24 protein-coding genes are annotated in these 26,845 nt (G+C 62.6%); 10 read left to right on the forward strand and 14 right to left on the reverse strand.

The window, feature by feature from the left end; genetic code table 11:
- The 6 genes from AB1E33_RS12720 to cysE all read left to right on the forward strand — a co-directional run bounded on the left by AB1E33_RS12720 (position 1) and on the right by cysE (position 7,126).
- The gene (locus AB1E33_RS12720; RefSeq protein ID WP_372577650.1) at positions 1-636 is read left to right on the forward strand and encodes a phage distal tail protein, Rcc01695 family; all 636 of its coding nucleotides are present in this window, start codon (positions 1-3) and stop codon (positions 634-636) included.
- Entirely contained in the window at positions 636-1,523 is an 888-nt protein-coding gene (locus AB1E33_RS12725) for a phage/gene transfer agent baseplate hub protein (protein WP_372577651.1), read from the forward strand. Before AB1E33_RS12720 ends, AB1E33_RS12725 begins: the two co-directional genes overlap by 1 nt.
- Positions 1,520-1,966, forward strand: coding sequence for an NlpC/P60 family protein (locus AB1E33_RS12730; RefSeq protein WP_372577652.1), 447 nt, complete (start codon positions 1,520-1,522; stop codon positions 1,964-1,966). The genes AB1E33_RS12725 and AB1E33_RS12730 overlap by 4 nt, the downstream gene beginning before the upstream one ends.
- A complete protein-coding gene (locus AB1E33_RS12735; protein ID WP_372577653.1) occupies positions 1,966-5,907 on the forward strand; it encodes a baseplate multidomain protein megatron in 3,942 nt (1,313 codons plus the stop codon). Before AB1E33_RS12730 ends, AB1E33_RS12735 begins: the two co-directional genes overlap by 1 nt.
- 4 nt (positions 5,908-5,911) lie before the next feature.
- The gene (locus AB1E33_RS12740; RefSeq protein ID WP_372577654.1) at positions 5,912-6,208 is read left to right on the forward strand and encodes a DUF7742 family protein; all 297 of its coding nucleotides are present in this window, start codon (positions 5,912-5,914) and stop codon (positions 6,206-6,208) included.
- 108 nt (positions 6,209-6,316) lie between these two features.
- A complete protein-coding gene (gene cysE / locus AB1E33_RS12745; RefSeq protein WP_372577655.1) occupies positions 6,317-7,126 on the forward strand; it encodes a serine O-acetyltransferase in 810 nt (269 codons plus the stop codon).
- Between the two features lie 82 nt (positions 7,127-7,208).
- Here cysE and AB1E33_RS12750 read toward each other — a convergent pair whose 3' ends face one another.
- From AB1E33_RS12750 to AB1E33_RS12775, 6 genes are all read right to left on the reverse strand, one after another.
- A complete protein-coding gene (locus AB1E33_RS12750; protein WP_372577656.1) occupies positions 7,209-8,516 on the reverse strand; it encodes a pyruvate dehydrogenase complex dihydrolipoamide acetyltransferase in 1,308 nt (435 codons plus the stop codon).
- 1 nt (position 8,517) lies between these two features.
- On the reverse strand, positions 8,518-8,778 hold the full coding sequence (locus AB1E33_RS12755; protein ID WP_372577657.1) for a hypothetical protein: 261 nt from the start codon (positions 8,776-8,778) through the stop codon (positions 8,518-8,520).
- A 9-nt stretch (positions 8,779-8,787) separates the two neighbouring features.
- Positions 8,788-10,164, reverse strand: a complete 1,377-nt coding sequence (locus AB1E33_RS12760; protein ID WP_372577658.1) for a pyruvate dehydrogenase complex E1 component subunit beta — start codon at positions 10,162-10,164, stop codon at positions 8,788-8,790.
- Between the two features lie 3 nt (positions 10,165-10,167).
- A complete protein-coding gene (locus AB1E33_RS12765) occupies positions 10,168-10,557 on the reverse strand; it encodes a VOC family protein (protein WP_372577659.1) in 390 nt (129 codons plus the stop codon).
- Between the two features lie 3 nt (positions 10,558-10,560).
- Positions 10,561-11,556 (reverse strand): pyruvate dehydrogenase (acetyl-transferring) E1 component subunit alpha, encoded by a 996-nt coding sequence (pdhA, locus tag AB1E33_RS12770; RefSeq protein ID WP_372577660.1) that lies wholly within the window; start codon positions 11,554-11,556, stop codon positions 10,561-10,563.
- 228 nt (positions 11,557-11,784) lie between these two features.
- A complete protein-coding gene (locus AB1E33_RS12775) occupies positions 11,785-12,084 on the reverse strand; it encodes an FtsB family cell division protein (protein WP_372577661.1) in 300 nt (99 codons plus the stop codon).
- Between the two features lie 537 nt (positions 12,085-12,621).
- Here AB1E33_RS12775 and glyA point away from each other — a divergent pair.
- Positions 12,622-13,938 (forward strand): serine hydroxymethyltransferase, encoded by a 1,317-nt coding sequence (gene glyA / locus AB1E33_RS12780; protein WP_372577768.1) that lies wholly within the window; start codon positions 12,622-12,624, stop codon positions 13,936-13,938.
- Positions 13,939-14,186: 248 nt separating this feature from the next.
- Here glyA and AB1E33_RS12785 read toward each other — a convergent pair whose 3' ends face one another.
- Both AB1E33_RS12785 and AB1E33_RS12790 read right to left on the reverse strand, forming a co-directional pair.
- A complete protein-coding gene (locus AB1E33_RS12785; RefSeq protein ID WP_372577662.1) occupies positions 14,187-15,377 on the reverse strand; it encodes a lectin-like protein in 1,191 nt (396 codons plus the stop codon).
- Between the two features lie 110 nt (positions 15,378-15,487).
- A complete protein-coding gene (locus AB1E33_RS12790; protein WP_372577663.1) occupies positions 15,488-16,399 on the reverse strand; it encodes a LysR family transcriptional regulator in 912 nt (303 codons plus the stop codon).
- Positions 16,400-16,492: 93 nt separating this feature from the next.
- Here AB1E33_RS12790 and AB1E33_RS12795 point away from each other — a divergent pair, with 93 nt between their 5' ends.
- Positions 16,493-17,386, forward strand: coding sequence for an NAD-dependent epimerase/dehydratase family protein (locus AB1E33_RS12795; protein ID WP_372577664.1), 894 nt, complete (start codon positions 16,493-16,495; stop codon positions 17,384-17,386).
- A gap of 73 nt (positions 17,387-17,459) precedes the next feature.
- Here AB1E33_RS12795 and AB1E33_RS12800 read toward each other — a convergent pair whose 3' ends face one another.
- From AB1E33_RS12800 to AB1E33_RS12810, 3 genes are all read right to left on the reverse strand, one after another.
- Entirely contained in the window at positions 17,460-17,963 is a 504-nt protein-coding gene (locus AB1E33_RS12800; protein ID WP_372577665.1) for a bactofilin family protein, read from the reverse strand.
- Entirely contained in the window at positions 17,953-19,278 is a 1,326-nt protein-coding gene (locus tag AB1E33_RS12805) for a DUF5930 domain-containing protein (protein WP_372577666.1), read from the reverse strand. The genes AB1E33_RS12800 and AB1E33_RS12805 overlap by 11 nt, the downstream gene beginning before the upstream one ends.
- Before the next feature lie 182 nt (positions 19,279-19,460).
- Positions 19,461-20,267, reverse strand: a complete 807-nt coding sequence (locus tag AB1E33_RS12810; protein WP_372577769.1) for a ferritin-like domain-containing protein — start codon at positions 20,265-20,267, stop codon at positions 19,461-19,463.
- A gap of 248 nt (positions 20,268-20,515) precedes the next feature.
- Between AB1E33_RS12810 and AB1E33_RS12815 the strand changes: the two genes are divergently transcribed.
- Positions 20,516-21,907 carry a calcium-binding protein gene (locus AB1E33_RS12815; protein ID WP_372577667.1) on the forward strand — a complete coding sequence of 464 codons (1,392 nt, stop codon included), beginning with the start codon at positions 20,516-20,518 and terminating at the stop codon, positions 21,905-21,907.
- A 77-nt stretch (positions 21,908-21,984) separates the two neighbouring features.
- Here AB1E33_RS12815 and AB1E33_RS12820 read toward each other — a convergent pair whose 3' ends face one another.
- From AB1E33_RS12820 to AB1E33_RS12830, 3 genes are all read right to left on the reverse strand, one after another.
- Entirely contained in the window at positions 21,985-22,491 is a 507-nt protein-coding gene (locus AB1E33_RS12820; protein WP_372577668.1) for a hypothetical protein, read from the reverse strand.
- Complete coding sequence (locus AB1E33_RS12825; protein ID WP_372577669.1) at positions 22,488-22,697, reverse strand: hypothetical protein; 210 nt, start codon at positions 22,695-22,697, stop codon at positions 22,488-22,490. Before AB1E33_RS12825 ends, AB1E33_RS12820 begins: the two co-directional genes overlap by 4 nt.
- Positions 22,698-22,947: 250 nt before the next feature.
- Positions 22,948-23,409, reverse strand: a complete 462-nt coding sequence (locus AB1E33_RS12830; protein ID WP_372577670.1) for a peroxiredoxin — start codon at positions 23,407-23,409, stop codon at positions 22,948-22,950.
- Positions 23,410-23,479: 70 nt separating this feature from the next.
- Here AB1E33_RS12830 and AB1E33_RS12835 point away from each other — a divergent pair, with 70 nt between their 5' ends.
- Positions 23,480-26,845 (forward strand): YhdP family protein, encoded by a 3,366-nt coding sequence (locus AB1E33_RS12835; protein WP_372577671.1) that lies wholly within the window; start codon positions 23,480-23,482, stop codon positions 26,843-26,845.

Below are 26,845 nucleotides of genomic sequence, written 5' to 3' on the forward strand. Positions count from 1 at the left end.
ATGGCAAACTTTCACGAAGTACGGTTTCCCGCTTCGCTGAGCTTCGGTTCGGTGGGCGGTCCTGAGCGGCGGACCGATGTGGTTACACTGGCCAACGGATTCGAAGAGCGCAACACGCCCTGGGCCCATTCGCGCAGACGCTACGATGCCGGGCTGGGGATGCGGTCGCTGGATGACGTCGAGACGCTGATTGCGTTCTTCGAGGCGCGGCGCGGTCAACTGTGCGGCTTTCGCTGGAAGGACTGGTCGGATTTCAAGTCTGCATCAGCGTCGGCAGAGGTGTCCTATGGCGATCAGGTGATCGGTGTCGGGGACGGCGAATTGCGTACGTTCCGGCTGGCCAAGCTCTATCGCTCCGGCGAATTCAGCTATGAGCGGCCCATCGCGAAGCCAGTGCGCGGCAGTGTTCGGGTCGGCATCGAGCAGGACGAGCAGCGCGAAGGCGTGGACTTCGAGATCGACGAGACCTCGGGGTTGGTGAGTTTTGTCGTGGCGCCAGCTGCGGAGACGCAGATCACCGCCGGCTTCGAGTTCGACGTGCCGGTGCGGTTCGATACCGATCGTATTCAGACCAGCGTGGCGAGTTTTCAGGCCGGTGACGTGCCGAATGTACCAGTGATGGAGGTCCGGGTGTGATGGTGGGCCTGACCGAAGAGTTTCAGGGTCATCTGGAAAGCGGGCTGACCACGCTGTGCCGCTGCTGGGAGATCCGGCGCAAGGATGGCGCGCGGCACGGTTTCACCGACCACGATTGCGATCTGGAATTCGATGGGTTGCTGTTCCGAGCTGATACCGGACTGACAGCTGCGGCCCTCCAGCAGGGCACTGGGCTGTCAGTGGACAATTCCGAGGCGGTCGGTGCGTTGAGTGATGCCTCGATCCGGGCGGAGGATATCGAGGCGGGCCGCTATGACGGGGCTGAGGTGGTCGCCTGGCTGGTGAACTGGCAAGATCCGCAGATGCGGCTGATGCAGTTTCGCGGCGCGCTGGGCGAGTTGCGTCAGTCAGGCGGCGCGTTTCAGGCAGAGCTGCGCGGGCTGACCGATCAACTGAACCGGCCCATCGGGCGGGTCTTTCAGAAGCCGTGTACTGCGGTTCTGGGGGATCGCTCTTGCGGTTTCGATCTCGACAAGCCGGGCTATGCCACCACGTTGGAGGTGGTTGAGATCGAAGAGGGTGTGAAGTTCCGTTGGGTCGAGTTGCCGGGGTTTGCCCCGGCCTGGTTCGAGAGGGGTAGGTTGGACGTACTTGACGGCGCGGCCACGGGGCTCTGGGGCTCGATCAAGACCGACCGGATAGTTGACGGTCAGCGTCAGATCGAGCTGTGGGAGCCGCTGCGCGCCATCGTGGCGCGGGGCAACCGGGTGCGATTGGCGGCGGGATGCGACAAGCGGCTGAAGACATGTCGGCTGAAATTCAACAACCTGCTCAACTTTCAGGGTTTCCCGGATCTGCCGGGCGAGGATTGGCTGATGGCAGTGCCGAAACGGTCGGGGTCGAACAAAGGCGGGAGCCGCAGATGAATGCGCGCGGGCCGGAGATCGTGGAGGTTGCGCGGAGTTGGCTGGGCACGCCCTATCGCCATCAATCCGCGGCCCGTGGAGCGGGGTGCGATTGCCTCGGGCTGATCCGTGGCGTTTGGCGCGAATGCTATGGTGCTGAGCCCGAGACCGCCCCCGCCTATAGCATGGACTGGTCCGAACCAAAGGGTGAGGAACGGATGTGGGCGGCAGCGCGCCGTCATCTGATCCCCTGCGAGGCAGGGACATGGCGGCCCGGTGATGTGTTGCTGTTCCGGATGCGTTCTGGGTCGGTGGCGAAACATGTGGGCATCCTGTCCGAGGTGGGGCCTGTTCCTCGCTTCATCCACTCTTATTCGGGGCACGGGGTGGTGGAGAGCGCGCTGAGCGCGCCCTGGCGGCGCAAGGTGGTTGCCCGGTTTGAATTTCCTGTGGAGGTGAAGTGATGGCGACGATCGTCCTATCTGCGGCCGGAGCGGCCATTGGCGGGTCCATCGGGGGCACCTTTGCGGGCCTATCCTCGGTGGCGATTGGCCGTGCGGTTGGCGCGACGGTGGGCAAGCTTATCGACAACCGCTTGCTTGGGCAGGGGGCCGAACCGGTCGAGACCGGCAAGGTGGACCGGTTTCGGTTGACCCAATCGGGTGAGGGTGCGGCGGTTTCACGGCTGCATGGTCGGATGCGGATCGCCGGGCAGATGATCTGGGCCTCACAGTTCCGCGAACATGTCTCCCGCAGCGGTGGCGGGGGCGGTGGCAAGGGCGCGCCTATGCCGGCGAAACCGGAAGTGACAGAATACAGCTATTCAGTGTCGCTGGCGCTGGCGCTCTGCGAAGGAGAGATCGCATCGGTCGGGCGAGTCTGGGCTGATGGCGAAGAGATCGAACATGACCGGCTGAACATGCGGGTTTATACCGGCAGCGCCGGCCAGCTACCCGACCCGACTATGGAGGCCGTCGAAGGCACCGGTGCGGTGCCCGCCTATCGTGGCACCGCCTATGTGGTGATGGAGGACCTGCCACTTGGTCAGTTCGGCAACCGGGTGCCGCAATTCTCGTTCGAGGTGGTGCGTCCAGCGCAGGCGGAGGCCGAAGATTTCCGTGACGATCTGGGCCAGGTTGTGCGAGCCGTGGCGATTGTGCCGGGAACCGGTGAGTATTCACTGGCCACAAGGCAGGTTAATTACAGCAAGGGTTGGGGGCAGCATTGGGCGGCAAATGTTCATTCGCCGACCGGGCGGACTGATTTCGTGCAATCCATGAAAGCCTTGCGCGAAGAGGTTCCGGCATGCGGGGCGGCCTCGTTGGTTGTGTCCTGGTTCGGGGGTGACCTGCGTTGCGGTGAATGCCGGGTAGAACCCAAGATCGAGCGGAGCGAGATTGATGGGGCTAACATGCCCTGGCGTGTATCGGGTGCGGGTCGGTCCGGGGTGGCCGAGGTGCCGCGCAAAGATGGTGAGCCGATCTACGGTGGCACACCGGCTGATGACTCGGTGGTAGAGGCGATTAAGCATCTGCAAGATCAGGGAAAACGGGTGATGTTCTATCCCTTCATCCTGATGGATCAGGATGAGGGCAATGAACTGCCCGACCCTTGGAGCGAGGCTGAGAGCCAGCCTGTTCTGCCCTGGCGCGGGCGGATTACGCTCAGCGATGCTCCGGGTCGCGCGGGCAGTCCGGACAAGACGACGGTGGCGGATGACGAGGTGGCGGCGTTTTTCGGAACCGCACAGCCGTCGCATTTTCAAATCAACTCCGGGTGGGTGTCCTATAGCGGTCCGCAGGAGTGGAGCTTTCGCCGCTTTATTCTGCATTACGCGGCACTTTGCGCGGCGGCGGGCGGCGTGTCGGCGTTCTGCATCGGATCGGAAATGCGCGGGCTGACCCAGATCCGGGGTGCGAATGGGTTTCCGGCGGTTGACGAGCTGCGCGAACTGGCAGCGAATGTGCGTGAGATTCTCGGGCGCGATACTAAGATCAGCTATGCGGCGGACTGGTCGGAATATTTCGGGTATCAGCCGGGCGATGCGCCCGGTGACCGGTATTTCCATCTGGACCCACTCTGGGCCGATGAGAATATCGATTTCATCGGGATCGACAACTACATGCCCGTGGCTGATTGGCGCGACGAGGATGATCACCTGGACGCGCAGGCAGGTACAAGCTCGACCTATGACATCGACTATCTTCGCTCGAATATCGAGGGGGGTGAGGGGTTTGACTGGTACTATGCCTCATCCGAGTCGCGCGCGGCGCAGGTCCGCACCCCGATCACCGATGGTGATCATGACGAGCCGTGGGTCTGGCGATACAAGGATCTGCGCAACTGGTGGTCGCAACGCCATTTCGAGCGGATCGGCGGGGTTCGGCAGACGCAGCCAACCGACTGGGTGCCGGGATCGAAACCGTTCTGGTTCACCGAACTGGGCTGCGCGGCTATCGACAAGGGACCGAACCAGCCCAACAAGTTTCTGGACCCGAAATCTTCGGAATCCAGATTGCCATACCATTCCAATGGGTTGCGCGATGACTTTGTGCAGATGCAATATCTGAAGGCGGTACTTGGATATTGGGCGCAGCCACAGCACAATCCGGTCGCAAGTGAATATGACGGGCGCATGATAGATATGGCGAATGCCTTTGTCTGGGCCTGGGATGCGCGACCTTTCCCGATTTTTCCCAATAACCGCGAGCAATGGAGCGATGGCGGCAACTATGCGCGCGGGCATTGGCTGAACGGTCGGGTGAGCAATCGGTCGCTGGCCTCGGTCGTGGCAGAGATCTGTCGCGCCTCAGATCTGGTGGACGATCTGGATGTCTCGGAATTGTGGGGTGTAGTGCGCGGCTATGTGCTGGATCAGGTCGAAGACGCACGAGCGGCGTTGCAACCGCTGATGCTGCGCTACGGTTTCGACGCGATCGAACGCAATGGCAAGCTGGTTTTTCGCCTGCGCGATGGAAAACAGGCCATCGAAATCCTGCCAGACCACTTTGCCGAGAGCCACGAGCTGGACGGCGATGTTGAATTGCGCCGGGAGGCTGATGTGGACATGACCGGGCGGGTACGCCTGCGTTTCGTGCAAGCGGACGGCGATTTTGATGCGATCTCGGAAGAGGCGATCCTGCCCGATGACGCGACCCATGCGGTAGCGACAAGCGAGATACCGCTCGCCCTGACCCGCGCCGAAGGGCGTCAGACGGTGGAACGCTGGCTGGCCGAGGCACGCGTGTCGCGTGATACGGCCCGGTTTGCGCTGCCACCGTCGAAGCTGGCGCTGGGCGCGGGGGATATCGTGCAATTGCCGGCAACAGACGGACATACGGCCCGCTATCGCGTGGACCGGGTCGAACAGACCGATCTGCAGCTGATCGAGGCGGTGCGGGTCGAGCCCGGCATATACGAGACCTCGGATATGACCGAGGATGTGCCCGCGCTGCGGGCCTTTGCGCCGCCCTTGCCGGTCACGCCGATGTTCCTGGACCTGCCTCTGATGACCGGGGACGAGGTACCGCACGCGCCTTATCTGGCGGTTGCCGCCGATCCGTGGCCAGGATCGGTCGCGGTGTACCGGTCGTCCAGTGACGAGGATTATGAATTGGGTGAGATCATCGCGGCGCAATCTGTGATCGGGCGAACAGAGACACCGCTGTTCCGGGCTCGGCCCGGGCTGTGGGATCGCGGAGCGGACCTGCAGGTGCGACTAATCTCGGGCGAGTTGGAGTCGCGTGGCGCGGAGGCATTGATGAACGGCGCGAATCTGGCGGCGATCGGGAACGGCTCGAGCGGCAACTGGGAGTTGCTGCAGTTCGCAGAAGCCGAACTGATCGCGCCCGAGACATATCTGTTGGGCAGTCGCTTGCGCGGTCAGTTGGGCAGTGACGCGCTGATGCCCGATGTCTGGCCCGAGGGATCGGTCTTTGTGCTGCTGGATCGCACGGTGACACAGTTGGGGCTGTCGAGTTCCGAGCGCCGGATCGCGCGGCATTTCAGGATCGGGCCTGCGGGGCGCGGCTATGATGATCCCGTATATCTGCATCGAGTCGAAGCCTTTGACGGCAACGGGTTGCGCCCCTATGCGCCGGTGCATCTGCGGGCTGATCCAGTTGGGCAGGGCCACAAGTTACATTGGATCCGCCGCACCCGGATCGATGGCGATAGCTGGGACGCGCCAGAGATGCCGTTGGGCGAAGAAAGCGAGTCTTATCTACTGCGGGTCATCCGGGGAGGCTCGGTGCTGCGCGAGGCGACGCTCGGCGCGCCGGAATGGATCTATACCGCCGCCATGCAAATGCAGGACCATGCGCAGAGCGGTGTGCGGATCGAGGTGGCGCAGGTATCGGCGCGCTTCGGGCCGGGGCCATTTGCGGGCCTGAACTGGAGGCATTAAGCGGGTGTTGCCGGTTCTGCATGGCGATGTCAGCAATGCCGCGCGCGCGTTGCTGACGGTTGCGCCCGGCGCACGGCGGTGGGTCGGTGCTCGGCTGGTGGCTGAGGCCGCCGAGGCCGCTGCCCATGTGGCGCGAACCGGCAGGCTGCATCCGCGATTTGGCAATGGATCACTGATGGCGGCGGCGCGCAAACGCCGACTTGCGGATGAGCCTGGATTCGACGACCCAGACTATTGTGCCTGTTTGATCGAGGTGCTGAGGGCGGTGATGCACCATCGCGGCGCAAAATGCGCCATGTGAAAGACTGTCGCGATTACAGAGCTTTGGCAGAAAATTGAAACCGGACCGCTTTCGGCAGGTCGCATTTTGCGCTACATATAAGAACTGCGCAACTTAGGAGGCAGAGCGATGGCCGAAACGCGTGCAAATATTTCTCCTGTCGATCCGGTCTGGGATCAGATCACCAAGGAGGCAGAAGAAGCGGTGCGGGACGAACCCCTGATGGGTGGGTTGGTGCATGCTTGTATCCTGCACCACCGGTCGCTTGAAAAGGCGCTGTCCTACCGGATCGCGGCCAAACTGGCCTCGAACGAGATGTCGATGGTGATCCTGCGCGAGATCGCGGATGACGCTTATGCCAAATCCTCGGAACTGGTCGAAGCGGCGCGCGCCGATCTGGTCGCGGTGTACGAGCGTGACCCCGCCTGCCACCGTTTGCTGCAGCCAGTGCTGTATTTCAAAGGCTATCAGGCAATGCAGGGCTATCGCATCGCGCATTGGCTGTGGAACCAGGGCCAGCACGATCTGTCCTATTTCTTTCAGATGCGAATCTCTGAGATTTTCGGGATCGACATTCATCCCGCCGCACGGATCGGCAAGGGGATCATGATCGACCATGCTCATTCCATCGTGATCGGTGAAACGGCTGTAGTGGGCGACAATGTCTCGATGCTGCATTCGGTCACCCTTGGGGGTACCGGCAAGGAAGAAGAGGACCGTCACCCCAAGATCGAAGACGGGGTACTGATCGGTGCTGGCGCCAAGGTGCTGGGCAATATCCGCGTGGGCCGGTGCAGCCGGATCGCCGCCGGGTCGGTGGTTCTGTCCGAAGTTCCGCCCTGCAAGACGGTTGCGGGTATTCCCGCCAAGATCGTGGGCGAGGCAGGCTGCGCGCAGCCTGCGGTTAGCATGAACCAGATGTTCCGTTCGGGCCTGTGACGACAAGACACCGCTGAACCGGGTTCAAGAATCGAAAACGCCGCCGGGTTACGGCGGCGTTTTTGTGTGTGTTGCGGCCGGTTCAGGCCAGCATCATCATCGGGTTTTCCAGATTGTCGACGACGGCTTGCAGCAGTTGCGCACCGAGCGCCCCGTCGATGACCCGGTGATCGACCGACATGGTCACCGACATCACGGTGGCCACGGTCAATTCGCCGTCATCCCCGACAACGGGTTTCTTGACGCCTGTTCCCACGGCCAGAATACCGGCATGGGGCGGGTTCACGATGGCGTCGAAATTGTCGATGCCGAACATGCCCAGATTGGAAATCGCAAAGCTACCACCCTGGTATTCGTGCGGCGCGAGCTTGCGGTCGCGGGCACGGGCGGCGAGGTCTTTCATCTCTGCCGAGAGCGCCGAGAGCGACTTCATGTCGGCATCTTTCAGCACCGGCGTGAACAGGCCGCCCTCGATGGCGACGGCAACGGCGACGTCTGACGGTTTCAACTGGAAGACACGGTCTCCGGCCCAGACGGCGTTGCATTCGGGCACCTGTTGCAGCGCGTTTGCCATCGCCTTGATGATGAAGTCATTGACGCTGAGCTTGGTGCCGCGCGATTCCAGTTGCTTGTTCAATTGGCTGCGGAACTTGAGCAGCGCGTCGAGCTTGATGTCGCGGCGCAGGTAGAAATGCGGGATCGACTGCTTTGCCTCGGTCAGACGCGCGGCGATGGTCTTGCGCATGCCGTCGAGTGCGATTTCCTCATACTCGCGGCCCTCATACATGCGGGCGACCATGTCGGTCGAGGGGCCACTTGCCGGGGCCGCAGTTGCGGCAGCGGCGGCGGGTGCGGCAGCGGGTGCAGGTTTTGCTGCGGTCGGGCTGGCCCCTTCCACATCCGCTTTCACGATGCGACCATGTGGGCCGGAACCTGCGATCTGGCTGAGGTCGAGGCCCTTCTGGGCGGCGATGCGACGGGCCAGTGGCGAGGCGAAGATGCGTGTTCCATCGGCGGACTTGGCTGCGGCGGGGGCAGGGGCGGGCTCCGCGGAGCCCCCTGCGGGGGCCGCCTTGTCGCCCGCGTCAGCCGCAGGTGCGGCTTCCGGTGCCTTGGCCGGGGCGGCCGCGATGTCATCGGGGCTTTCGCCCTCTTCCAGCAGCACGGCGATGGCGGTGTTCACCTTCACGCCTTCGCTGCCGTCGGGGACGAGGATCTTGCCGATGATGCCTTCATCGACCGCCTCGAATTCCATCGTCGCCTTGTCGGTTTCAATCTCGGCCAGCAGGTCGCCGGACGATACGGTATCGCCCTCCTTGACCAGCCATTTTGCCAGCGTGCCTTCCTCCATGGTCGGGGACAGGGCGGGCATCAGGATTTCGGTGGGCATCTCAGCGGTCCTCAATCAGTGTAATTTGGTCGAAAGGCGCCTTGGGGCGCCCGGTGCCGCGCGCGAGCGTTTCGATCGCGGCTGTGATTTTCTGTTTGTGTTCCGCCATCCAGACAAAGGCGGTCTGGTGGGTGGGGCGGGCCCCGATCAGGCGCAGATCCGCTGCCAGCCGTTCGGGAACCAGCCCGGTCACCTCACGGCCATCGACCGTGAGGCTCACCCGGTAGCATTCCGTCGCTGGGTCGCGGCCCCTGATCTCCATCCCGGCCCCTTAGCGGTAGGTCACTTCTTTGACGGCGGCGATCACCTCGTCCGTGGTCACCAGCGCCAGTTTTTCCAGATTGGCGGCATAGGGCATCGGCACGTCCTTGCCAGTGCAGTTGACCACCGGTGCGTCGAGGTAATCGAACGCCTGTTGCATTACCACCGAGGAGATGTAGCTGCCAACCGAACCTTGCGGCCAGCCTTCCTCGACCGTCACCAGGCGGTTGGTCTTCATCACCGAGTTGATGATGGCGCCGGTATCCATCGGGCGCAGTGTGCGCAGATCGATCACTTCGGCATTGATGCCATCCTCGGCCAGCTTGTCGGCGGCTTCGAGGGCAAACTGCATCGAGATGCCGAAACTGACGATGGTGACATCGCGGCCCTCGCGGCAAATCTTTGCCTTGCCGAAGGGGACGGTAAAATCATCCAGAACCGGCACGTCGAAGCTGCGGCCATAGAGGATTTCGTTTTCCAGGAAGATCACCGGGTTGGGGTCGCGGATCGCGGATTTCAGCAGGCCCTTGGCATCGGCGGCCGAATAGGGCATCGCGACCTTCAGGCCGGGGACCTGCATGAACCATGCTGCATAGTCCTGGCTGTGTTGAGCGCCGACGCGGGCAGCGGCGCCGTTGGGACCCCGGAAGACCATATGCGCGCCCATCTGGCCGCCGGACATATAAAGTGTCTTGGCCGCCGAATTGACGATATGGTCCATCGCCTGCATCGAGAAGTTGAAGGTCATGAACTCGACAATGGGTTTCAACCCGCCAAAGGCCGCGCCGACACCGATGCCGGTAAATCCGTGTTCGGTGATCGGCGTGTCGATAACGCGTTTGGAGCCGAACTCGTCCAGCAGTCCCTGGCTGACCTTGTAGGCGCCCTGATATTCGGCGACTTCCTCACCCATCAGAAACACGGCTTCGTCGCTGCGCATCTCTTCGGCCATGGCGTCGCGCAGGGCTTCACGCACGGTCTGCGGTTTCAACTCGGTGCCCTCGGGCCAGTCCGGGGTCAGATCGACCTGCGGGGCGGCGGGGGCGGCGGCGGCAGGGGCGGGCGCTTCGGAACTCCCTGCGGGAGCCGCCTTATTGCCCGCGTCAGCCGCTGGCGCGGCTTCCGGCAGAGCGGAGAGGTCTTCGCCTTCTTCCAGCAGGATCGCGATCGGGGTGTTGACCTTGACTGCTTCGGTGCCTTCGGCGATCAGGATCTTGCCGACGATGCCTTCGTCGACGGCCTCGAATTCCATCGTGGCCTTGTCGGTTTCGATCTCGGCCATGATGTCGCCGGAGGAGACGGTGTCACCCTCCTTGACTAGCCATTTCGCGAGCGTGCCTTCTTCCATCGTCGGAGAGAGGGCGGGCATGAGAATTTCGGTTGCCATATCTCAGTTTCCTTCCGGGGCCGGGGTGATCATCCCGACGATGTTTCCTTGTCCGTCTTCCACATAGGCGCAGCGGCCGATGCCGGGGAAATCGGTGGGCGGCAGCGCTTCAGCGCCGCCATTGGCTAGGGCCCAGGCATATCGTGCGTCGCAATCGCCGACCTCATAGGTCATGGTACCGCCGCGCACGGGGCTTCCGGCTACGGGCGCGTCGCCCATGCGCAGCATAAGACCACCGGTCAGCAACTTGTCACTGCCGATCTGGTCGCCCTCGATCAGGTGATAGCCAACGTCCTCGCCGCCGGGCATCGGTGTGAAGTTCCATCCAAACAGGCCAGCGTAGAACGCCTTGGCCTGCTCCACGTCGCTGGCGTGAATTTCAAAATGCGGCATCTTTCAGGCCTCGGCGTAGATGTCGGTCCAGAGCTCATCGAGCGCGGGCTCGGGGCTCTCTTTGGAGAATTCGGCGGCCTTGTTGACGATCTGCTTGATGTCCTTGTCGATCGCCTTCAGGTCGTCCTCACTCGCGTGTTTGCCGCTGAGCAGCAGTTCGCGCACATGTTCGATCGGGTCGCGTTCCTCGCGCACTTTCTGCACTTCTTCGCGGGTGCGGTACTTGGCCGGGTCCGACATGGAGTGGCCGCGATAGCGGTAGGTCTTGACCTCGAGAATATAGGGGCCCTTGCCCGCGCGGCAGTGTGCCGTGGCCTTTTGGCCCGCGGCCTTGACGGCCAGCACATCCATGCCATCGACAATTTCACCCGCAATACCGAAGGCCTCGCCGCGGTGGTAGATATCTTTGGTCGAGGTTGAACGCTGTTGCGAGGTGCCCATGGCGTATTGGTTGTTTTCGATCACGAAAACCACCGGCAGGTCCCAGAGTGCGGCCATGTTGAAGGTCTCATAGACCTGGCCCTGGTTCGCTGCGCCATCGCCGAAATAGGTGAAGGTGACGCGGCCGTTGTCATTGTACTTGTCGGCAAAGGCCAGCCCTGCGCCGATCGGGACCTGAGCTGCGACGATGCCATGGCCGCCATAGAAATGCTTCTCTTTCGAGAACATGTGCATCGAGCCGCCCTTGCCTTTGGAGTAGCCGCCCTCGCGCCCGGTCAACTCGGCCATAACCCCGTCGGGGTTCATGCCGCAGGCCAGCATGTGGCCGTGATCGCGGTAGGATGTAACGCGCTTGTCGCCCTCCTCGGTGGCTGCCTCAAGCCCGACCACAACCGCCTCTTGTCCAATATAGAGATGGCAGAACCCGCCGATCAGACCCATGCCATAAAGCTGACCGGCTTTTTCTTCGAATCGCCGTATCAGCAGCATCTCACGATAGTATTCTTTCAGCTCTTCGGCGGAAACGTTTGGTTTCTTTGTGCTTTTACGCGCTGCCATGGCCGGCGGATCCCCTTATGCTGAGATAGTTTAGCGTTAAACTATCTTTTAGTGCATTTCTTGCGCGATGGCGAGCCATAATCTTGCCGCTGGGGAAACGCGGCTGAAACCGGCTGAAAAAGGGCGATCGGCACTTTCGGAAATCTTGAATAACCAGACGCTGCCAGAAGTCATGGATTCCTACGCATCAGGTCATTCCCGACGTGTCAGGTTTTTGCGAGAAGTGCTTTAGCGAATGACGATCTCGTCAGAGCGGAGCAATCCAAGAACCGAGCGTGCCTGCTGGTCCAGCAGGTCAAGATCGAGGTAATCGTCGGACAGGCGCCGGGTCAGGTTCTCGATCCGGTCGATCTCGGCATCGATTGTCGCCAGATCCCGTTGCAGCAGGTTGCGTTCGGCGCTGATCTCGACCCGCCGGAACAGCCCGAAATCTCCCTGCACGGCGGCAAAGGTGAAATAGGTGCCGATAGCAAAGGCAAAGGCAAAAAACAGCAAGGCGCCAAGGCTGGGTCGATTGGATCGGGTCACGTGTAAACCGTTTATGAAAACTGCCTGTCATGCGCCCTTCGCGGACGTCTCGGGGCAGTATGGCACAGGTGATTCGCCTTGTGAATCCAATAAATGCAGGGGGTTTGCGGTTTTTTACCCACTGTTGTCCGGACGTGTTGCGCCGTTCAGAAAAGGGCGGCGATAGCGAGGCAGAGGCCGGTTGCAGAAATCACCGAGGTCGAGATCATCTTCAGCCTGCCGATATGACGTTTCTTGATAGCGCGGCCAAGATGAGTTTCTGCCGTTTCGTCCGTCACATCCGCCGCGAGGTTTCTGTGTCCTCATGTCCAGTGTTTCCCGCCAGAGCATCATAGGCCTTGGCCGCGAGGCCAACGACCAATAAAGACAGAGAAAACTCACCTGGTCTGAGATGCGAAATACCTCGCAAACGTATCACAGATCGCCGGACATCGTGCGCAAGGGCGTTGGTCTGATGGTCTGGTGGGGAACAGATTTGCGTTGCGTGTGACGATGGCTTGTTCCTTTATCGAAACCGAAAAGCCGGGAGAGAATGCGATGTTGGCCTATCGGGATTGGGTTCCAAAGACATGTGAAACGCGGGTGGCCAAAATCACCGCGCGAACCAAGGCGCAGTCCCATTCCGAGATCGCCGCCCAGATCGCGGCGCTGGCGGAAAAGAACAGGGACATTCACGAGCGCGAGTGCTTTAACCTCAATCCCGCAACCAATGTGATGGCCCCGCGTGCCGAGGCGATACTGGCCTCGGGGCTGGGGTCGCGCCCGTCGCTGGGCTATCCCGGCGACAAATACGAGACCGGGCTGGAGGCGATCGAAGAGATCGAAGTGATTGCCGCCACGCTCTGCGCGCAGGTCTTCGCTGCGCGATACGCCGAGATCCGGGTGCCTTCGGGCGCGTTGGCCAATCTCTACGGATTCATGGCGACCTGCGCGCCGGGAGATACGATCATCGCGCCGCCCGGCTCGATCGGCGGCCATGTCACGCATCACAGGGCGGGCTGCGCGGGGCTGTTCGGTTTGAACAGTATCGCGGCGCCGGTCGATGCGGATGGCTATACACTGGATATTGACGCACTGCGCGCGCAGGCGCACGAGGTCCGGCCCAGACTCATTACCGTGGGGGGCAGTCTGAATCTGTTTGAACACCCCGTGGCCCAGGTGCGCGAGATCGCTGACGAAGTCGGTGCGAAGGTTCTGTTCGATGCCGCGCATCAATGCGGGATCATCGCGGGCGGGGTCTGGCGGAATCCGCTGGAGGAGGGCGCGCATCTGATGACGATGAGCACCTACAAAAGCCTCGGCGGTCCGGCGGGCGGGTTGATCGTGACCAATGACGCCGATCTGGCGCAGGCGCTGGACCACATCGCTTTTCCCGGTATGACCGCCAATTTCGACGCGGCGAAATCGGCAGCGCTGGCGCTGACCATGCTGGACTGGCTGGAGTTCGGAGCTGCCTATGCGCAAGAGATGATCGCCACGGCGCAGGCATTTGCCCAAACGTTGGCCGGGCAGGGAGTGCCGGTGTTCTCCGGCAGGCAGGGCTTTACCCGCTCGCACCAGTTCGCGGTTGAAGCGGCCGCCTTCGGAGGCGGACAGGCGGCGTCGAAACATTTGCGTCGCGCGGGGTTCCTGACCTGTGGCATCGTGTTGCCGATTGCCGAGGTTGCGGGGGATATGAACGGGCTGAGGATCGGCACGCCCGAGCTGGTGCGCTGGGGTGTGACCCGCGACCGGGTGGGCGAGATTGCCGATCTGCTGACCCGCGCGCTGCGCACGCAAGACCCCGAGGCCATAGCGCCGGAAACGCGGGCGCTGCGATCCCAGTTCAACCGGTTGCACTTTGTCGGCGGCTAGAGTTTTCCGCCACGTCCTCTCCAATTGAAGCGACGCCGCCTCACGCCCGTCAACTGCTTGCCAATGGTGGCGACGCGCCCCCAGCGCGCAGCAATAATCTAAGCCGGTCCGCGATCATGTTAACCTGTTCGCAATTTAGTGACGGGAATGTGGGTCGGCGCGCTGCCAATACGGATACCGGTTGCGGGGTAACGGCGGCCTGCGCTTGGGTTTGTCGAAATCCGCAGGCGCCATGCGGTGGTCCGGGCCTATTCGAACTCGACGACATACCCTCTGGCCTGTTCCAGCCCCGAGGCATCGCCCCATTGCGGTGGCCTGTCCTCGCCCCAGTGATGAAACCGCGCGACGCCCTCGTTTCCACCCTGATTGTCGGGCTGATGTTCGTACCAGTTGGAATAGCTTAGCGGAGCGCCATCGACCCAGATCCAGCCGTCTTCGGGGCCCTGCGCGCCCGGCTGGCGGAGCAGCCCGATCCAGGGGCCGGTATAGTGGCCGGGTTTCCATTCTTCCCAGAGCGCCTCTTCCTCGCGGATCAGACCCGTGATGAAATCATTTTCTTCCTGCGAGGTGATCGAGACAAGCGCGCCGCCCATGGCCCGCGCCTCGGCATCGGCTTCGGCCCAGCTGCCGCCATCGGTGCGCACCACCGAATAGTCATGCCCGCCAAACGCTTCGGTTCTGATGATGTCGCGCCCGGCGATGGCCTTTTGCGCGGCGGCCTCAAGCGCTTGTCGGTCCAGCGCGTCGCGCGCGGCAGACAAGCCATCCTTGGGCCCGCCTTCCCAGACGTGATGATAGACCGCAACTCCTGCCGCCGCCCCGACGCAGAGTAGCGCCGTCAGCGCCATGCCCGTTCCGCGCCCACGCAACCGGCTCTTGAGGATCGCCAGTGTCGAAAGCTGCGCCCCGTTTTCTGCACCGATCTGATAGGCCCGGACCAGGCGGGGAATGTTCTTGAGCCGCTGGTTGCCCAGCGACCGGACCTGCAGGGTCAGCTTGCCCTCGATCTGGTCGCGCACGGCGCTGGACACGCAGATACCGCCGGGGGCGGCCAGCGATTCCAGCCGTGCTGCGATGTTCACCCCATCACCCAGCAGATCGCCGTCGCGCTCGATCACATCGCCGACGCTGATGCCGATCCGGAACGTGATGCGCTTGTCCTCGGGCAACGTGTCGTTGCGGTGCCGTAGCGCCTCCTGGGTTTCGAGCGCGCAGCGCACCGCCTCGACGGAACTGGCGAATTCCGCCAGCACGCTGTCGCCTGCGGTGTTCGCGATCCGACCGCCGTAGTGGGCGATCAGCCCGTCCATGATCTCGCGATACTGTGCGAGGGTGGTGGTGGTGAATTCCTCATCCGCAGCCATCAGGCGGCTGTAGCCCGCCACGTCGGCAGCAAAAAGGGCCGCGAGTTTTCGCTGGAGGCCTGTCTCCTGGTGCAATTGGTCCATCCCTGTTCCGGCCTGTCGTCACGGCCCGGTTAAATCCCGGCCGTGTTAACAGACCGTATACCAAGGGCGAGCATTTGCACCAATTCCCGTTACCGCGCGTATCATTGCGCGGGTCGCCGATCGACAAAAGAGGTCAGTTCACTCTCAAGCGCGCTCCAGACCCGGCGGATCAGTTTACTGTTGCGGATGGCTTCGGGCGCGGTCAGCCAGATCGGCAAGCTGGGCAGCGGAAAGGACAGCTGAACTTCCTCCAGTTCCGGATCGGCGCGCCCGGCTGCCGCCTGACCAAAGCCCAGCCCGCACCCGGCGCGGACCAGCTCCCAATAGGCAGTCTGATGATCACATCTGGTGGCAAAGAACGTGCGGTCGACGGCAAAACCCGCATCGCGGAAGCCCTGAATGATCTGATCGTTACGATCATAGCCGACAAAATCATGGGCCTTGATGTCGGCATCTTTTTTGGGGCGTCCCGCCCGTTCCAGATAGTCCCTGTGCCCGAACAACCCCATCTCGACCTCGCCGACATAGCGGGTCACCACGTCAAGCTGTTCGGGGCGGATCATGCGCACGGCGATATCGGCCTCGCGGAACAGCAGGTTCTCGGTCGTGTCCGAGGCCACAAGCTCCAGCGATATTTCGGGGGCCTCGCGCCGCAGCCGCGCAAGGATCGCGGGCAGCACGTGATGGGCCATGAAGACCGACGCGGTGATGCGCACGGTGCCGGTTTCGGCATGGGCTGCACCCGCGGCGCTCAACTCAAGCTGGCGGGCTGCCTCGTGCATCCTGCGGGCCGGGGCCAGCAGGTCATGCGCAGCCTCGGTCGGCTGCATGCCAGAGGCGGTGCGCGTGAAGAGATCAACGCCAAGCACGTCTTCGAGGGCCGAGATATGCCGCCCAATGGTGGGCTGTGTCAGTCCCAGATGGCGCGCGGCGGCAGAGAGTGATCCGGTATCGGCCACCGAAAGAAGCGTTTGGATATGTGCCCAGTCAAGCCGGGAGAGGGGTAAAGACATACGAAAATGTATACCAAATAGACGAATTTCCGCAATTTCAAAACGTAGATGAATATCTCATTTTGGACTTATCCAGAGCGAAGGAGCGGCAAGATGGATGATACGGTTCTGATCCTCGGCGCAAATGGCCGCTTTGGCCGCAATGCTGCGCAAGCCTTCCGGCAGGCGGGCTGGCAGGTGCGCCTGTTCGACCGCAAGACGGACGATCTGAGCGTGGCGGCAGCGGGTGCGGATGTGATCGTCAACGCCTGGAACCCGCCTTATGACCAATGGGCCAGCACCGTGCCGGGCCTGACACGTCAGGTGATCGCTGCCGCCCGGGCCGGCGGATCGATGGTGATCATACCCGGCAATGTCTATGTGTTCGGCGAAGACGCGCCGGCGCGGTTTGACGAACAGACGCCGCACCGGGCCACCAATCCGCTGGGCCGCACCCGGATTGAAATGGAAGAGGCCTATCGCGCCTCGGGCGTCCAGACTCTAATCCTGCGGGCGGGGGATTTCATCGACACGATGCCCTCGGGCAACTGGTTCGACAAGGTCATGCTGGCCGGGCTCGGACGGGGCAGGTTCACTTATCCCGGCGATCCGGATCAGCCGCATGCTTGGGCCTTTCTGCCCGATCTGGCCCGCGCGGCGGTGGCGCTGGCCGAGATGCGCGCGCGTCTGGACCGGTTCGAGGATGTGCCGTTTCCGGGCTACACGCTGACGGGCCAGTCGCTGGCACAGGCGGTGGAGAAAGCACATGGCGCGCCGCTGCGGCTGCACCGGTTCAACTGGCTGGCGGTCCGGTTATTGACCCCGGTCTGGAAGATCGGCCGCCAACTGATCGAGATGCGCTACCTCTGGTCGAAACCCCATGCGCTGGATGGCACCCGGTTTGCGACTCTGCTGCCGGATTTCGAGATCACGCCGCTGGATGCGGCCCTGAGCACGGCACTGGGCTCTGAGCCAGAGGGGCAGGGCGGGCTCGCGCTGGCGTCCTGAAACGCCCCGGCCACAAAAAACGCCGCAGAGCTTATCTGCGGCGTGTTTTGAACTGTGAGGTGTCGTGGGGCTTTCAGGCTGTCTCGGCCTTGGCGGCAGCCGGGTTCGCGCCAGGCTTGGTTGAGCGGCCGGGGTTCAGTGGGTCGTCCTGACGCTGTACCGAGCCTTCGAAATGCGCACCACTTTCGATCGCGATGGTCTTGTGGATGATGTCGCCTTCGACGCGTGCGGTCGAGGTCAGGCGCACCTTGAGGCCACGCACACGGCCCACGATACGGCCATTGATGACCACGTCATCGGCGGTCACTTCACCCTTGATAGTGGCCGATTCTCCGATCGTCAGCAGATGGGCGCGGATATCGCCCTCAACCGTGCCTTCGACCTGAATATCGCCGGTGGTCTTGAGGTTGCCGGTCACATGCAAGTCCGAGGACAGCACCGATGCCGGTGCTTTCGGCTTGGGCGCGGTTGGCTTGTAGTCGCTCTGTGCGGGAGCTGCCGGGGCCGCCGAGGGTGCAGCAGACGCGGGCTTGTCTGCTTCGGTGCCGGGCTCGTTGATTTTGCTCTTAGAAAACATCTCTTGCAGCCTTGATGTAAGTCATTGGGTTCGTGGGCCTGCCATTGACACGCACTTCATAGTGCAGATGCGTGCCGGTCGACCGTCCGGTGCTACCCATATCAGCTATGTGATCGCCGCGCGAGACCCTTTGGCCGACCTTCACGCGGATCTTAGTGTTATGAGCGTAAAGTGTCTCAATGCCGAATTCATGCTTGATCTTGACCAGCCGCCCAAAGCCCGATTGCCAACCTGCATGGCTGACCACACCGTCGGCGGTGGCAAAGATATCAGTGCCATGCGCACCCGCGAAATCCGAGCCGTTATGCATCCGGCGACCGCCGGTCTTGGGGTCGCGCCGCGTGCCGAACCCGCTGGTATAGCGCACGGCGGCACGGACCGGGCTTGCAAAGGGCGCTTTCTGTGCGGCGATGCGATAAAGGTTCAGCTGATCCATCTGCTGGAGCAGGCGATTGGCGCGGATCTCGTCGGGCGAAATTTCTTCACCGCGTGTGCTGAAGGACAAAGGGGTCAGCGGACCGCCGACGCCGCTATAGCCGCGCCGCACCTGCTCGATAATCCGGTCGGTGGGCATCCCGGCGCTGCGGAACATCTTGTCCAGCGGTTCGACCGAGATCACCATCGCTTCTTCCAGTTGCCGGAAGATCTGTTCGTTCTGCTCGCGCATTAGCGAGATTTCCAGTTCCAGCGCGTCGCGCGCCTCCAGCGCCGATTGCGCATCGGCCAGGATCTGGTCGCGTTCCGCCGCCGTCCGGTTGAGTGCGTCGGCGATCAGGTCCATCTGCGCGGGCGCGGCGGTTGCAACGTCCTGCTCAGCGCCATTTTCGGCCTCAAGCTTTACTTGCGCCAACGTGGCGCGCGCTGTTTCGCGTTCTTTCATCGCGGTGCGCAGAGTGGTCTGGATCACCTCGATCCCGGTCTCCAGCTCGTTGCGGCGGATTTCCGAGTTCAGCAATTCCGATTGCATGGCCGAGACCTGCGCCAGAGCCGCATTGAATCGCTCCTGCGCGGCCAGCGCCTCTTCGGCGCGGGCATCGCGTTCGCCCGACAGCGCGTTAAGGCGGTCCTGATAGGTGACCTGGTCGCGGCGCGCCTGTTCGCGGAAATTGCCCGAGCCGATGCTGTCCATCAACAGGATCGCGGTGGCCACGATGGTCCAGGCCACAAGCGCCGAGGCACCGGCAAAAGCCATCAGCTGGGTTTCGGGTCGGAGACGGATGAACCGGGTGTCGCTGTCGGATTTGAGAAAAACGCGTCTTTCTGGAAAGCGCCGTTCCAGAAACGCATGAATTTTGATCGCCAGCCGAGTTCGCACGCGTATGTCCCTGTCTGCCCCCAAAGGCGGCCCATCGGTTTGGTCCTGCGGGCCTTGGTGCGACTGAATAGCCAGATGTTAACATTTGGGCAAGCGCGGCGCTTTGCGGATGGTATCAAAGCGGGACTTCCCGCCGCCCTTGCGCGGAAAATCGCCGATCATATGGCCCTATTTGGGCTATGTCAGCGTAGATAGGCCGGATACTCCTCGGCCAGGGGCCAGTAAAAGTCTGGCGGCAAACCGGCTTCGGCGCGTTTTTCCTCGTTGAACGGGGGCTTCAATCCGCCCTTGAAATACTGCCTGACGAGCGCATGAAAAACCTCTTTTGGGTCGCTATCGGCCCGTCCGCAGCAGAAATTGAACCATTTGGCCCCGTAGGCCACATGGCTGACCTCTTCGGCATAAATGGTTCTGAGGCTTTCCACCGCTTCGCTTTCACCGGCTTTCTCGAAGATGGCGATCATCCCCGGCGTGACGTCCAGACCGCGCGCCTCCAGCACCATGGGCACGATGGCCAGCCGTCCGTGCAGGTCATCGGCGGTGTCCGTCGCGGCCCGCCACATGCCGTGATGGGCGGGCAGGTCGCCATAGAAACTCTCCATGTTTTCAAGGCAGTCACACATGAGATTGAAGTGCTTTGCCTCGTCATCCGCGGCCTTGACCCAGTCGTCATAAAACCCTGTTGGCATTGGTGTGTCTGCAAACCGCGCAATGATGTCCCAGTGCAGATCGACCGCGTTAAGCTCGATATGGGCGACCGCGTGCAACAGCGCAATCCGCCCGGCGGGTGATCCCGGTTTGCGTTTCGGCACGTCGCGCGGGCTTAGCAATTCGGGGCGGGCGGGTCGCGCGGGATGATCCGGCGGGGCTGCGGTGCCAAGCGGAATGTTCTCGCCTGCATCGCGTGCCGCTTTCCAGGTTGCGGCATGGGTGCGCGATTTGGCGGCCTTGGCGCGGCCTTCCGCCGTGGATAGCACGTCGACTGCCATCGCGCTCAGCGTGTGCGGGGCAAATTTCTCGGGGGCATCGGTCACGGCGTAGGGTGCTCCGGCGTCATTCTGAAACAGGTTAGTGCCCGGCTATCAAATGAGGGCTGGTGACACCAGCCTATCCGCAGGTCAGCGCTGCTCGCAGGTGCAATGGGCTGCTGGACAACCCGTCTTTTCGACCCTGGTACACCCTCGAAACTCAGCATTCCTGCCAGGCGACCCCGTCAATTCAGAACGGAGGCCTGCGCGTGGCACGGCTTGTTTCCCGCACCCCCAACGGCATTCTGGCGGGCGATCAGCGGAAGGATCAGATCCTTCTTCTTCAGGACATCGATGGCGATCTGGCCTATCTGAACGACCTGACCGGGGCGGCGGTGGATGTGATCTACCGGATCGAGGACAAGAATTGTGATGACCGCATCCAGGGGGATGAGGTCGTCAACTCCATTTCCGACGACATGAATTTCGGCGCGCTGGTGGACATCGCCAGCACGGTGGCGGTGGATAGGGCCCTTTATTCGCTGACCTGGTTCCCGTCATCGGGAGAGGTTCTGAAGGTATATCGTCTGGATGATCTGGACGGGTCGGGCCAGATCGACGATCTGGGCGAGGCAACCGAGGTGAGGAACGCCAACCAGATGCCCGACGGGGTGGCGGCAGAGATCGGGGTCTCCATCACTGCGGATGAGGATGGCAACCTGACGCTGGATGGCAACAACTTTGCCGGTGAGGGCAATGTTATCCGCCTGAGTGATACCAATGGGGATGGCGACTACTTCGACGAGGGCGAAACCGCGCTCTTTGGCTCCAGCATTTATGACGACCAGTTGACCCGCCCCCGCGCGCTGGAAACCTACGAAGGCAAGGCGCAGGTCACTGCCGGGTCAGCCGGCGCGGGCAACCACTTCTCGGTCTTTCTCGATCAGGACCCCAACACGCCTTATGCAAGCAGCGAAAACGTGGTGGGGCAGTTGGGCAATGGCCCCACCGGGTTCGACATCAAGACGCCACTCGCGGTCGAGATGCCCGGAGGTTTTGACGGCACGATCCTGTCGGTTTCAGCGGGTCTGTTGCACACCACCTTCCTGGCCGAGGGCGACAGGTCCAGCTTCAACTTCTCCACAGAAGAGACCCTGTCGCTGGCAACCGTGGGCAAGGGCAGTTTTGGGGATGACCTGCTGCGCGCGGGTGCGGGGGATGACCAGCTCAATGGGCGCTGGGGTGGCGACATCGTCTCGGGCGGGGCCGGAGATGACCTGTTGAATGGCGGCTTTGGCGATGATCTGCTCAATGGCGGTGCGAGTAATGACCGGGTGCCTGGCGGGTTCGGAGTTGATGCGCTGGCCGGTGGCGAGGGCGAGGACGTGCTGTTCGGTGGCTTGGGCCGCGACAGCTTTGTCTTTAACGGCGGACATGACGTGCTCCGCGACTTCGTTTTCGGGTTCGAGTTCATGTGGTGGAGCCTGTCGGGCGACAAGATCACGCTCGATATTGCGGGCGTCGACAGCTTTGCCGACGTGCTGGCCTCGGCCTCGCAGGTTGGGCACCACACCCGTCTGGAGTTCAGCGAAGATGACAGCCTGTTGTTGCGTAATGTCTGCGTGGCAGAGCTGGACAGCGACGATTTCGCCTTCGTCTGACATAGGCACCCCGGGCGCTTATGCGAGCGCCCGGGGTGCCTATGACACTCGCAGTTGCGCCAAAGTTGCCCGGTCTCTCAGGACACCACGTACAACACGGGTTTGGTGCGGTGTTGCGGAGCCGGGGTCGCACCTGATGGAAACCGTTGTGCGAAATCGAGGCCGGTCCGGATAACGTCCGGGTCCATCCGGCCAAGCGTCAGGGTTTCGACTGCATCCCTGGCGGCGGGTGTGTCATCACGGCGCATGAAATGCAGCACGTACAGGAGTGCTGCTTCGTCTTGTGTGACCCAGTCCCTGCTTTCAACGCAGAACGGGTCGTTGAAGTCGATGCTATCGGTGCGGCTGCGCAGAACGGCCTTGAGGTATTTCGCAAGCCGGTGCGCTGCGGGAAAGCCAATATTGTCGCCCCAGCGTTCGGCGGCGATGGAATAGGCGATGTGCCAGGTCTGCGTTTCGGGACTGCGGAAGCTGACCAGCAGGTGGCGCGTCACGGACAGTATTCCGGTCTCGAACGGATCGAAGCCGAGATCGCCCGGCCTCTGCATCTCAGGCTTGGTCTGCGGGGTCGGTATCGCGCTCATCCTGCCGACCTCGTCAATTCTTCCCCACTCGGTAGCAGGCGCACGACGTTTTGCGGCAGCGAGCCTTGCGTCTGCTCACGCTCTGGTCGGGGCGAAGCTGCCCGCGCTGGAAAGCGCAGATCCGCTTCCATGGCGTCGCGCAGTCTCGGGTTCAGGGCAACTCCGAACTGGCGCGCAAGCCTGTCGGTTGTCAGCAGATCAGTCATCAAAGTGTTCATGTCCCGGCGTCCATAGTAACTGTTCAACGCGCTGCACCCGGTGTTTCGCATGGAAAAAGCGGACAGCGCATCGAAACTGTGTGGAATATGGCCGGGCTTGACCCCAAGGAAATCTGACTGAGCCGGGTGTTACATGACAAAAATAGTCATGTTTTGCAAGCCGAGTCGGGGATGTTACCAAAGCGACACTGCGGCATATTGGAATCCCGCCATTTGAACCCTGCGGACATGAGGGGGCTCAGAAGTCTTTGACCGCCTGCAGCACCTCCTCCACATGGCCGGGGACCTTTACCTTGCGCCAGATGTGGGCGATGCGGCCTGCGGCGTCGATCAGGTAGGTCGCGCGTTCGATTCCCATCGATTTGCGCCCATACATGTTCTTTTCCACCCAGACGCCATATTGCTCGCAGACATCGGACTCCGCGTCCGACAGCATCGTGGTGGTCAACCCGTGTTTGGCGACAAACTTGTCATGCTTGGCGACGGTATCCCGGGAAATGCCCAGAACATGCGCACCGGCATCGGAAAAAGCCTGCAACTGCTCGGAAAAGCCGATGGATTCCTTGGTGCAGCCCGGCGTATCATCGCGGGGATAGAAGAACAGGACAACCTTGGTGCCGCGCAGGTCAGACAGCGTGACCTCGCCACCCCCATCGCGGGGCAGGGTAAAGTCCGGGGCGGTATCGGAAAGATCGGGCATAGATGTACTCCGGCAGGAAAATTGTGACAGACAATCGGCATATTAGGCCGCCAAAGTGAAGCGGAAAGGCGTGACGGACAAAAAGAACACCCCTCCCGGCGTGAAACGTCGCCGCTCGCGTGCGGCGCATGTCTCGATCTGGTCGATGCGGGGCTTTCTGCTTCTGGTCCTGCTGGCCGGGTTTACCGCGATCGTCACTGTGGGCCGCAACCTGGACGCGCCGGACTGGCTCCGGCAGCGGGTCGAGATGCGGCTGGAACGCGCGCTGGGCGGCGCGCAGGTGGAGTTCGGCCAGGTCAGCTTCGTGATGGACCAGGGCTGGCGTCCGCGCCTGCGCCTGCGCGACGTGACGCTGACCGCCGCCGACGGCACGCCGATCGCTCGGCTGGCCGACACCCAGGCCAGCCTTGCCATGCGGCCGCTGCTGCGTGGCAGGGTGCAACCCAAGCGGATCGCGCTGGACGGGTTGTTCGTTTTGCTGCGGCGCGATGTCGAGGGCAATTTCGCGCTGACCTTCGGCGATGGTGCGGCACCACTTGAACGCGCGCCGAATCTGTCCGGGCTGATCGAACAATTCGACGATATATTCGAGCTGCCGCAGCTGTCCTCGCTGGTCTCGGTTGATATGAACGGGCTGACACTGGGCTATGAGGACGCCCGCCATGGCCGCGCCTGGACGCTGGATGGCGGGCGCATTCAAGTCTATCGCACTGATGACGTGCTGCGCATGGCAACCAGTTTCTCGCTGCTGGGCGGGCGCGACTATGCCAGCAGCATCGAGGCCAACTACACCAGCAGTATCGGCTCGCGCGAGGCGTCTTTCGGCATCTCGATCAGCGATCTGGCCTCCGAGGATATCGCGGTGCAGAGCGTAGCACTGGCCTGGCTGGAAGTGCTGCGTGCGCCCATATCCGGTTCCCTGCGCGGCGGCATCAATGCTGCGGGCGTGTTGCAGCCGGTCTCGGCGACGCTGCAGATCGGCGAGGGTGTGGTGCAACCCACCAACGAGACCCGCCCGATCCCGTTCCGCCATGCGCGCACCTATTTCACCTATGATCCCGGCGCGCAGGTACTGCGCTTTGACGAAATGGCGGTCGACAGCGCCTGGGGGATGGCCTCGGGCGTGGGCACCGCCTATCTGAACGGCGCCGACCGTGGAGAGCTGGACAGTATCGAGGCGCAGTTCCGGTTGAGCGGCCTTCAGGTCAATCCCAAAGACGTTTACGTCGAGCCGCTGCAGCTGGATGCGGCGGATCTGGATTTCCGGCTTGATCTCAGCCCGTTCCGACTGCGTCTGGGCCAGATGAACATCTACCATGAGGACCGCAACCTGCACCTGCGCGGCGATCTGGCTGCCGCACCTGAGGGTTGGGACTTGTCGGTGGATGGCACGCTGGACCGGCTCACGCCGCAGCAATTGCTGCATTATTGGCCCGAGGGGCTGGCGGTGAAGCCGCGTAAATGGGTCACCGAAAACCTGCGCGCGGGTCAGGTCACCGACGCCGAACTGGCGCTGCGGTTGCGTCCCGATCAGCTGCCAGACATCTATGCGGGTTTCGATTTCGATAAGGCAGAAGTGAAATTCGCGCGCCATCTGCCGCCATTGACGCAGGCGCGTGGGCGGGCCGACCTGTTCGGGCGGCGCTTTACCGTTACCGCCAGCGCCGGGCAGGTCGTCAGTGATGCGGGCGCGGTGATCGATGCCGCCGGATCTTCGTTCATCATTCCCGATATCGGGATCAAGAAAGCGGCACCCGGCATCGCGCGGCTGTCGGCGCGCGGTCCGGTGACCGGCGCGCTGTCACTGCTGAACCGGCCGCCGCTGACGCTGATGGACAAGGCCAAGCTGCCGGTCGATGCGGTGCAGGGCGATTTCGAAATGACCGGCACGCTGGCCCTGCCTCTGAAGGACAAGGTGAAACTGCCGGATATGGAATTTCACTTTGCCGGTACAGTTACCGATGGCGCAAGCGATGTTCTGGTGCCGGGGCAACCGGTCAGCGCCGCCTCCCTGGTGCTGACCGGGGATCAGACCGGTGTCAGCCTGTCCGGCCCGGCGCGTTTCGGCGCGGTGCCGATGCAGATCGACTGGCGCCAGCCGATCGGCAAGGGACCCGAGACGCGCAGCCGTCTGACCGGCTGGATCGAGTTGTCGCGCGCATTGTTGGACGAATTGAACGCGGGCCTGCCGGACAGCATGGTCGGCGGCAAGGGGCGGGCGGATATCGTCTTTGAGGTCGGTGGCGGTACGCCGCCGGAACTGGCCGTCACATCCGACTTGGTCGGCGTGGTGCTGGCGATCCCGGAACTGGGCTGGCGCAAGCCCGCCGGCACGGCGGGCAGACTCGAGCTCAACACCGTGCCCAAACCGGGCGCGGATATCGACCGGATCGCGCTGCAGGCCTCCGGGCTGCGTGCCACCGGGCAGATCAGTTTCGGCGATGACAAACAGTTCGAGCGCGCGCGTTTCAGCAGTTTCGAGTTGCGCAACTGGATCGCGGCGCCAGTTGAGTTGATCGGGCGCGGGCGCGGTGCCCCTGATATCCGCCTGCTTGGCGGTCGGGTTGACATGCGCAATGCCACCTTCGGGGGCGCTGATGCGGGTGGTGGTAGCAGCAGCGGTAGCGGGCCACGCATTCTGGCCAATCTGGACCGGTTGCAGATCACCGACAGCATCGCGCTGACCGGGTTCCGGGGCGAGTTTGTCACCGGTGGCGGCCCAAGCGGCAACTTCACCGCCGCCATCAATGGTGGCACGCCGATCAGCGGGCAGGTGCTGCGCCGGGGTGGGCGCAGCGGGTTCTTCCTGCAATCCAACGACGCGGGCGGTGTGTTCCGCTCGGCGCAATTGCTCACCCAGGCGCGCGGCGGCACTTTCCGGCTGACGCTGGAACCGGTCGAAAGTGCGGGGCATTACGACGGACAACTGCGCGTGCGCAACACAAGGATCAAGGATGCGCCGGCCATGGCCGCATTGTTGAACGCGATCAGCGTCGTCGGGCTGATTGACGAGATGTCGGGGCAGGGCATCCAGTTTTCCTCGATGGATGGAAGGTTTCGGCTAACACCCACCGAGGTGATTGTGCTGGAAGGCAGTGCCGTTGGCCCCTCAATGGGTATCTCGGTCGATGGCCGGGTCGACACCGAACGGCGTTGGCTAAACCTGCGCGGGGTGATTTCCCCGGTCTATCTGCTCAATGCCGTTGGCAGGGTGATCAGCCGCAGCGGTGAGGGCCTGATCGGGTTCAATTACACGCTCACCGGACCGTTGACCGACCCGCGGGTGGGTGTGAACCCGCTTTCTGCGCTGACACCCGGCATTCTGCGCGACATCTTCCGGGGCGAGCCGCGCCCAACCGTGCCGGGCGAAGAGCGGACCCGTCCGAAGGAAACGTCGCGCGATTCGCTCACCAAACGCCAAGGCGAAGATCGCTAG

The organism is Ruegeria hyattellae, from assembly GCF_041537925.1.
Classification (GTDB): Bacteria; Pseudomonadota; Alphaproteobacteria; order Rhodobacterales; family Rhodobacteraceae; genus Ruegeria_C.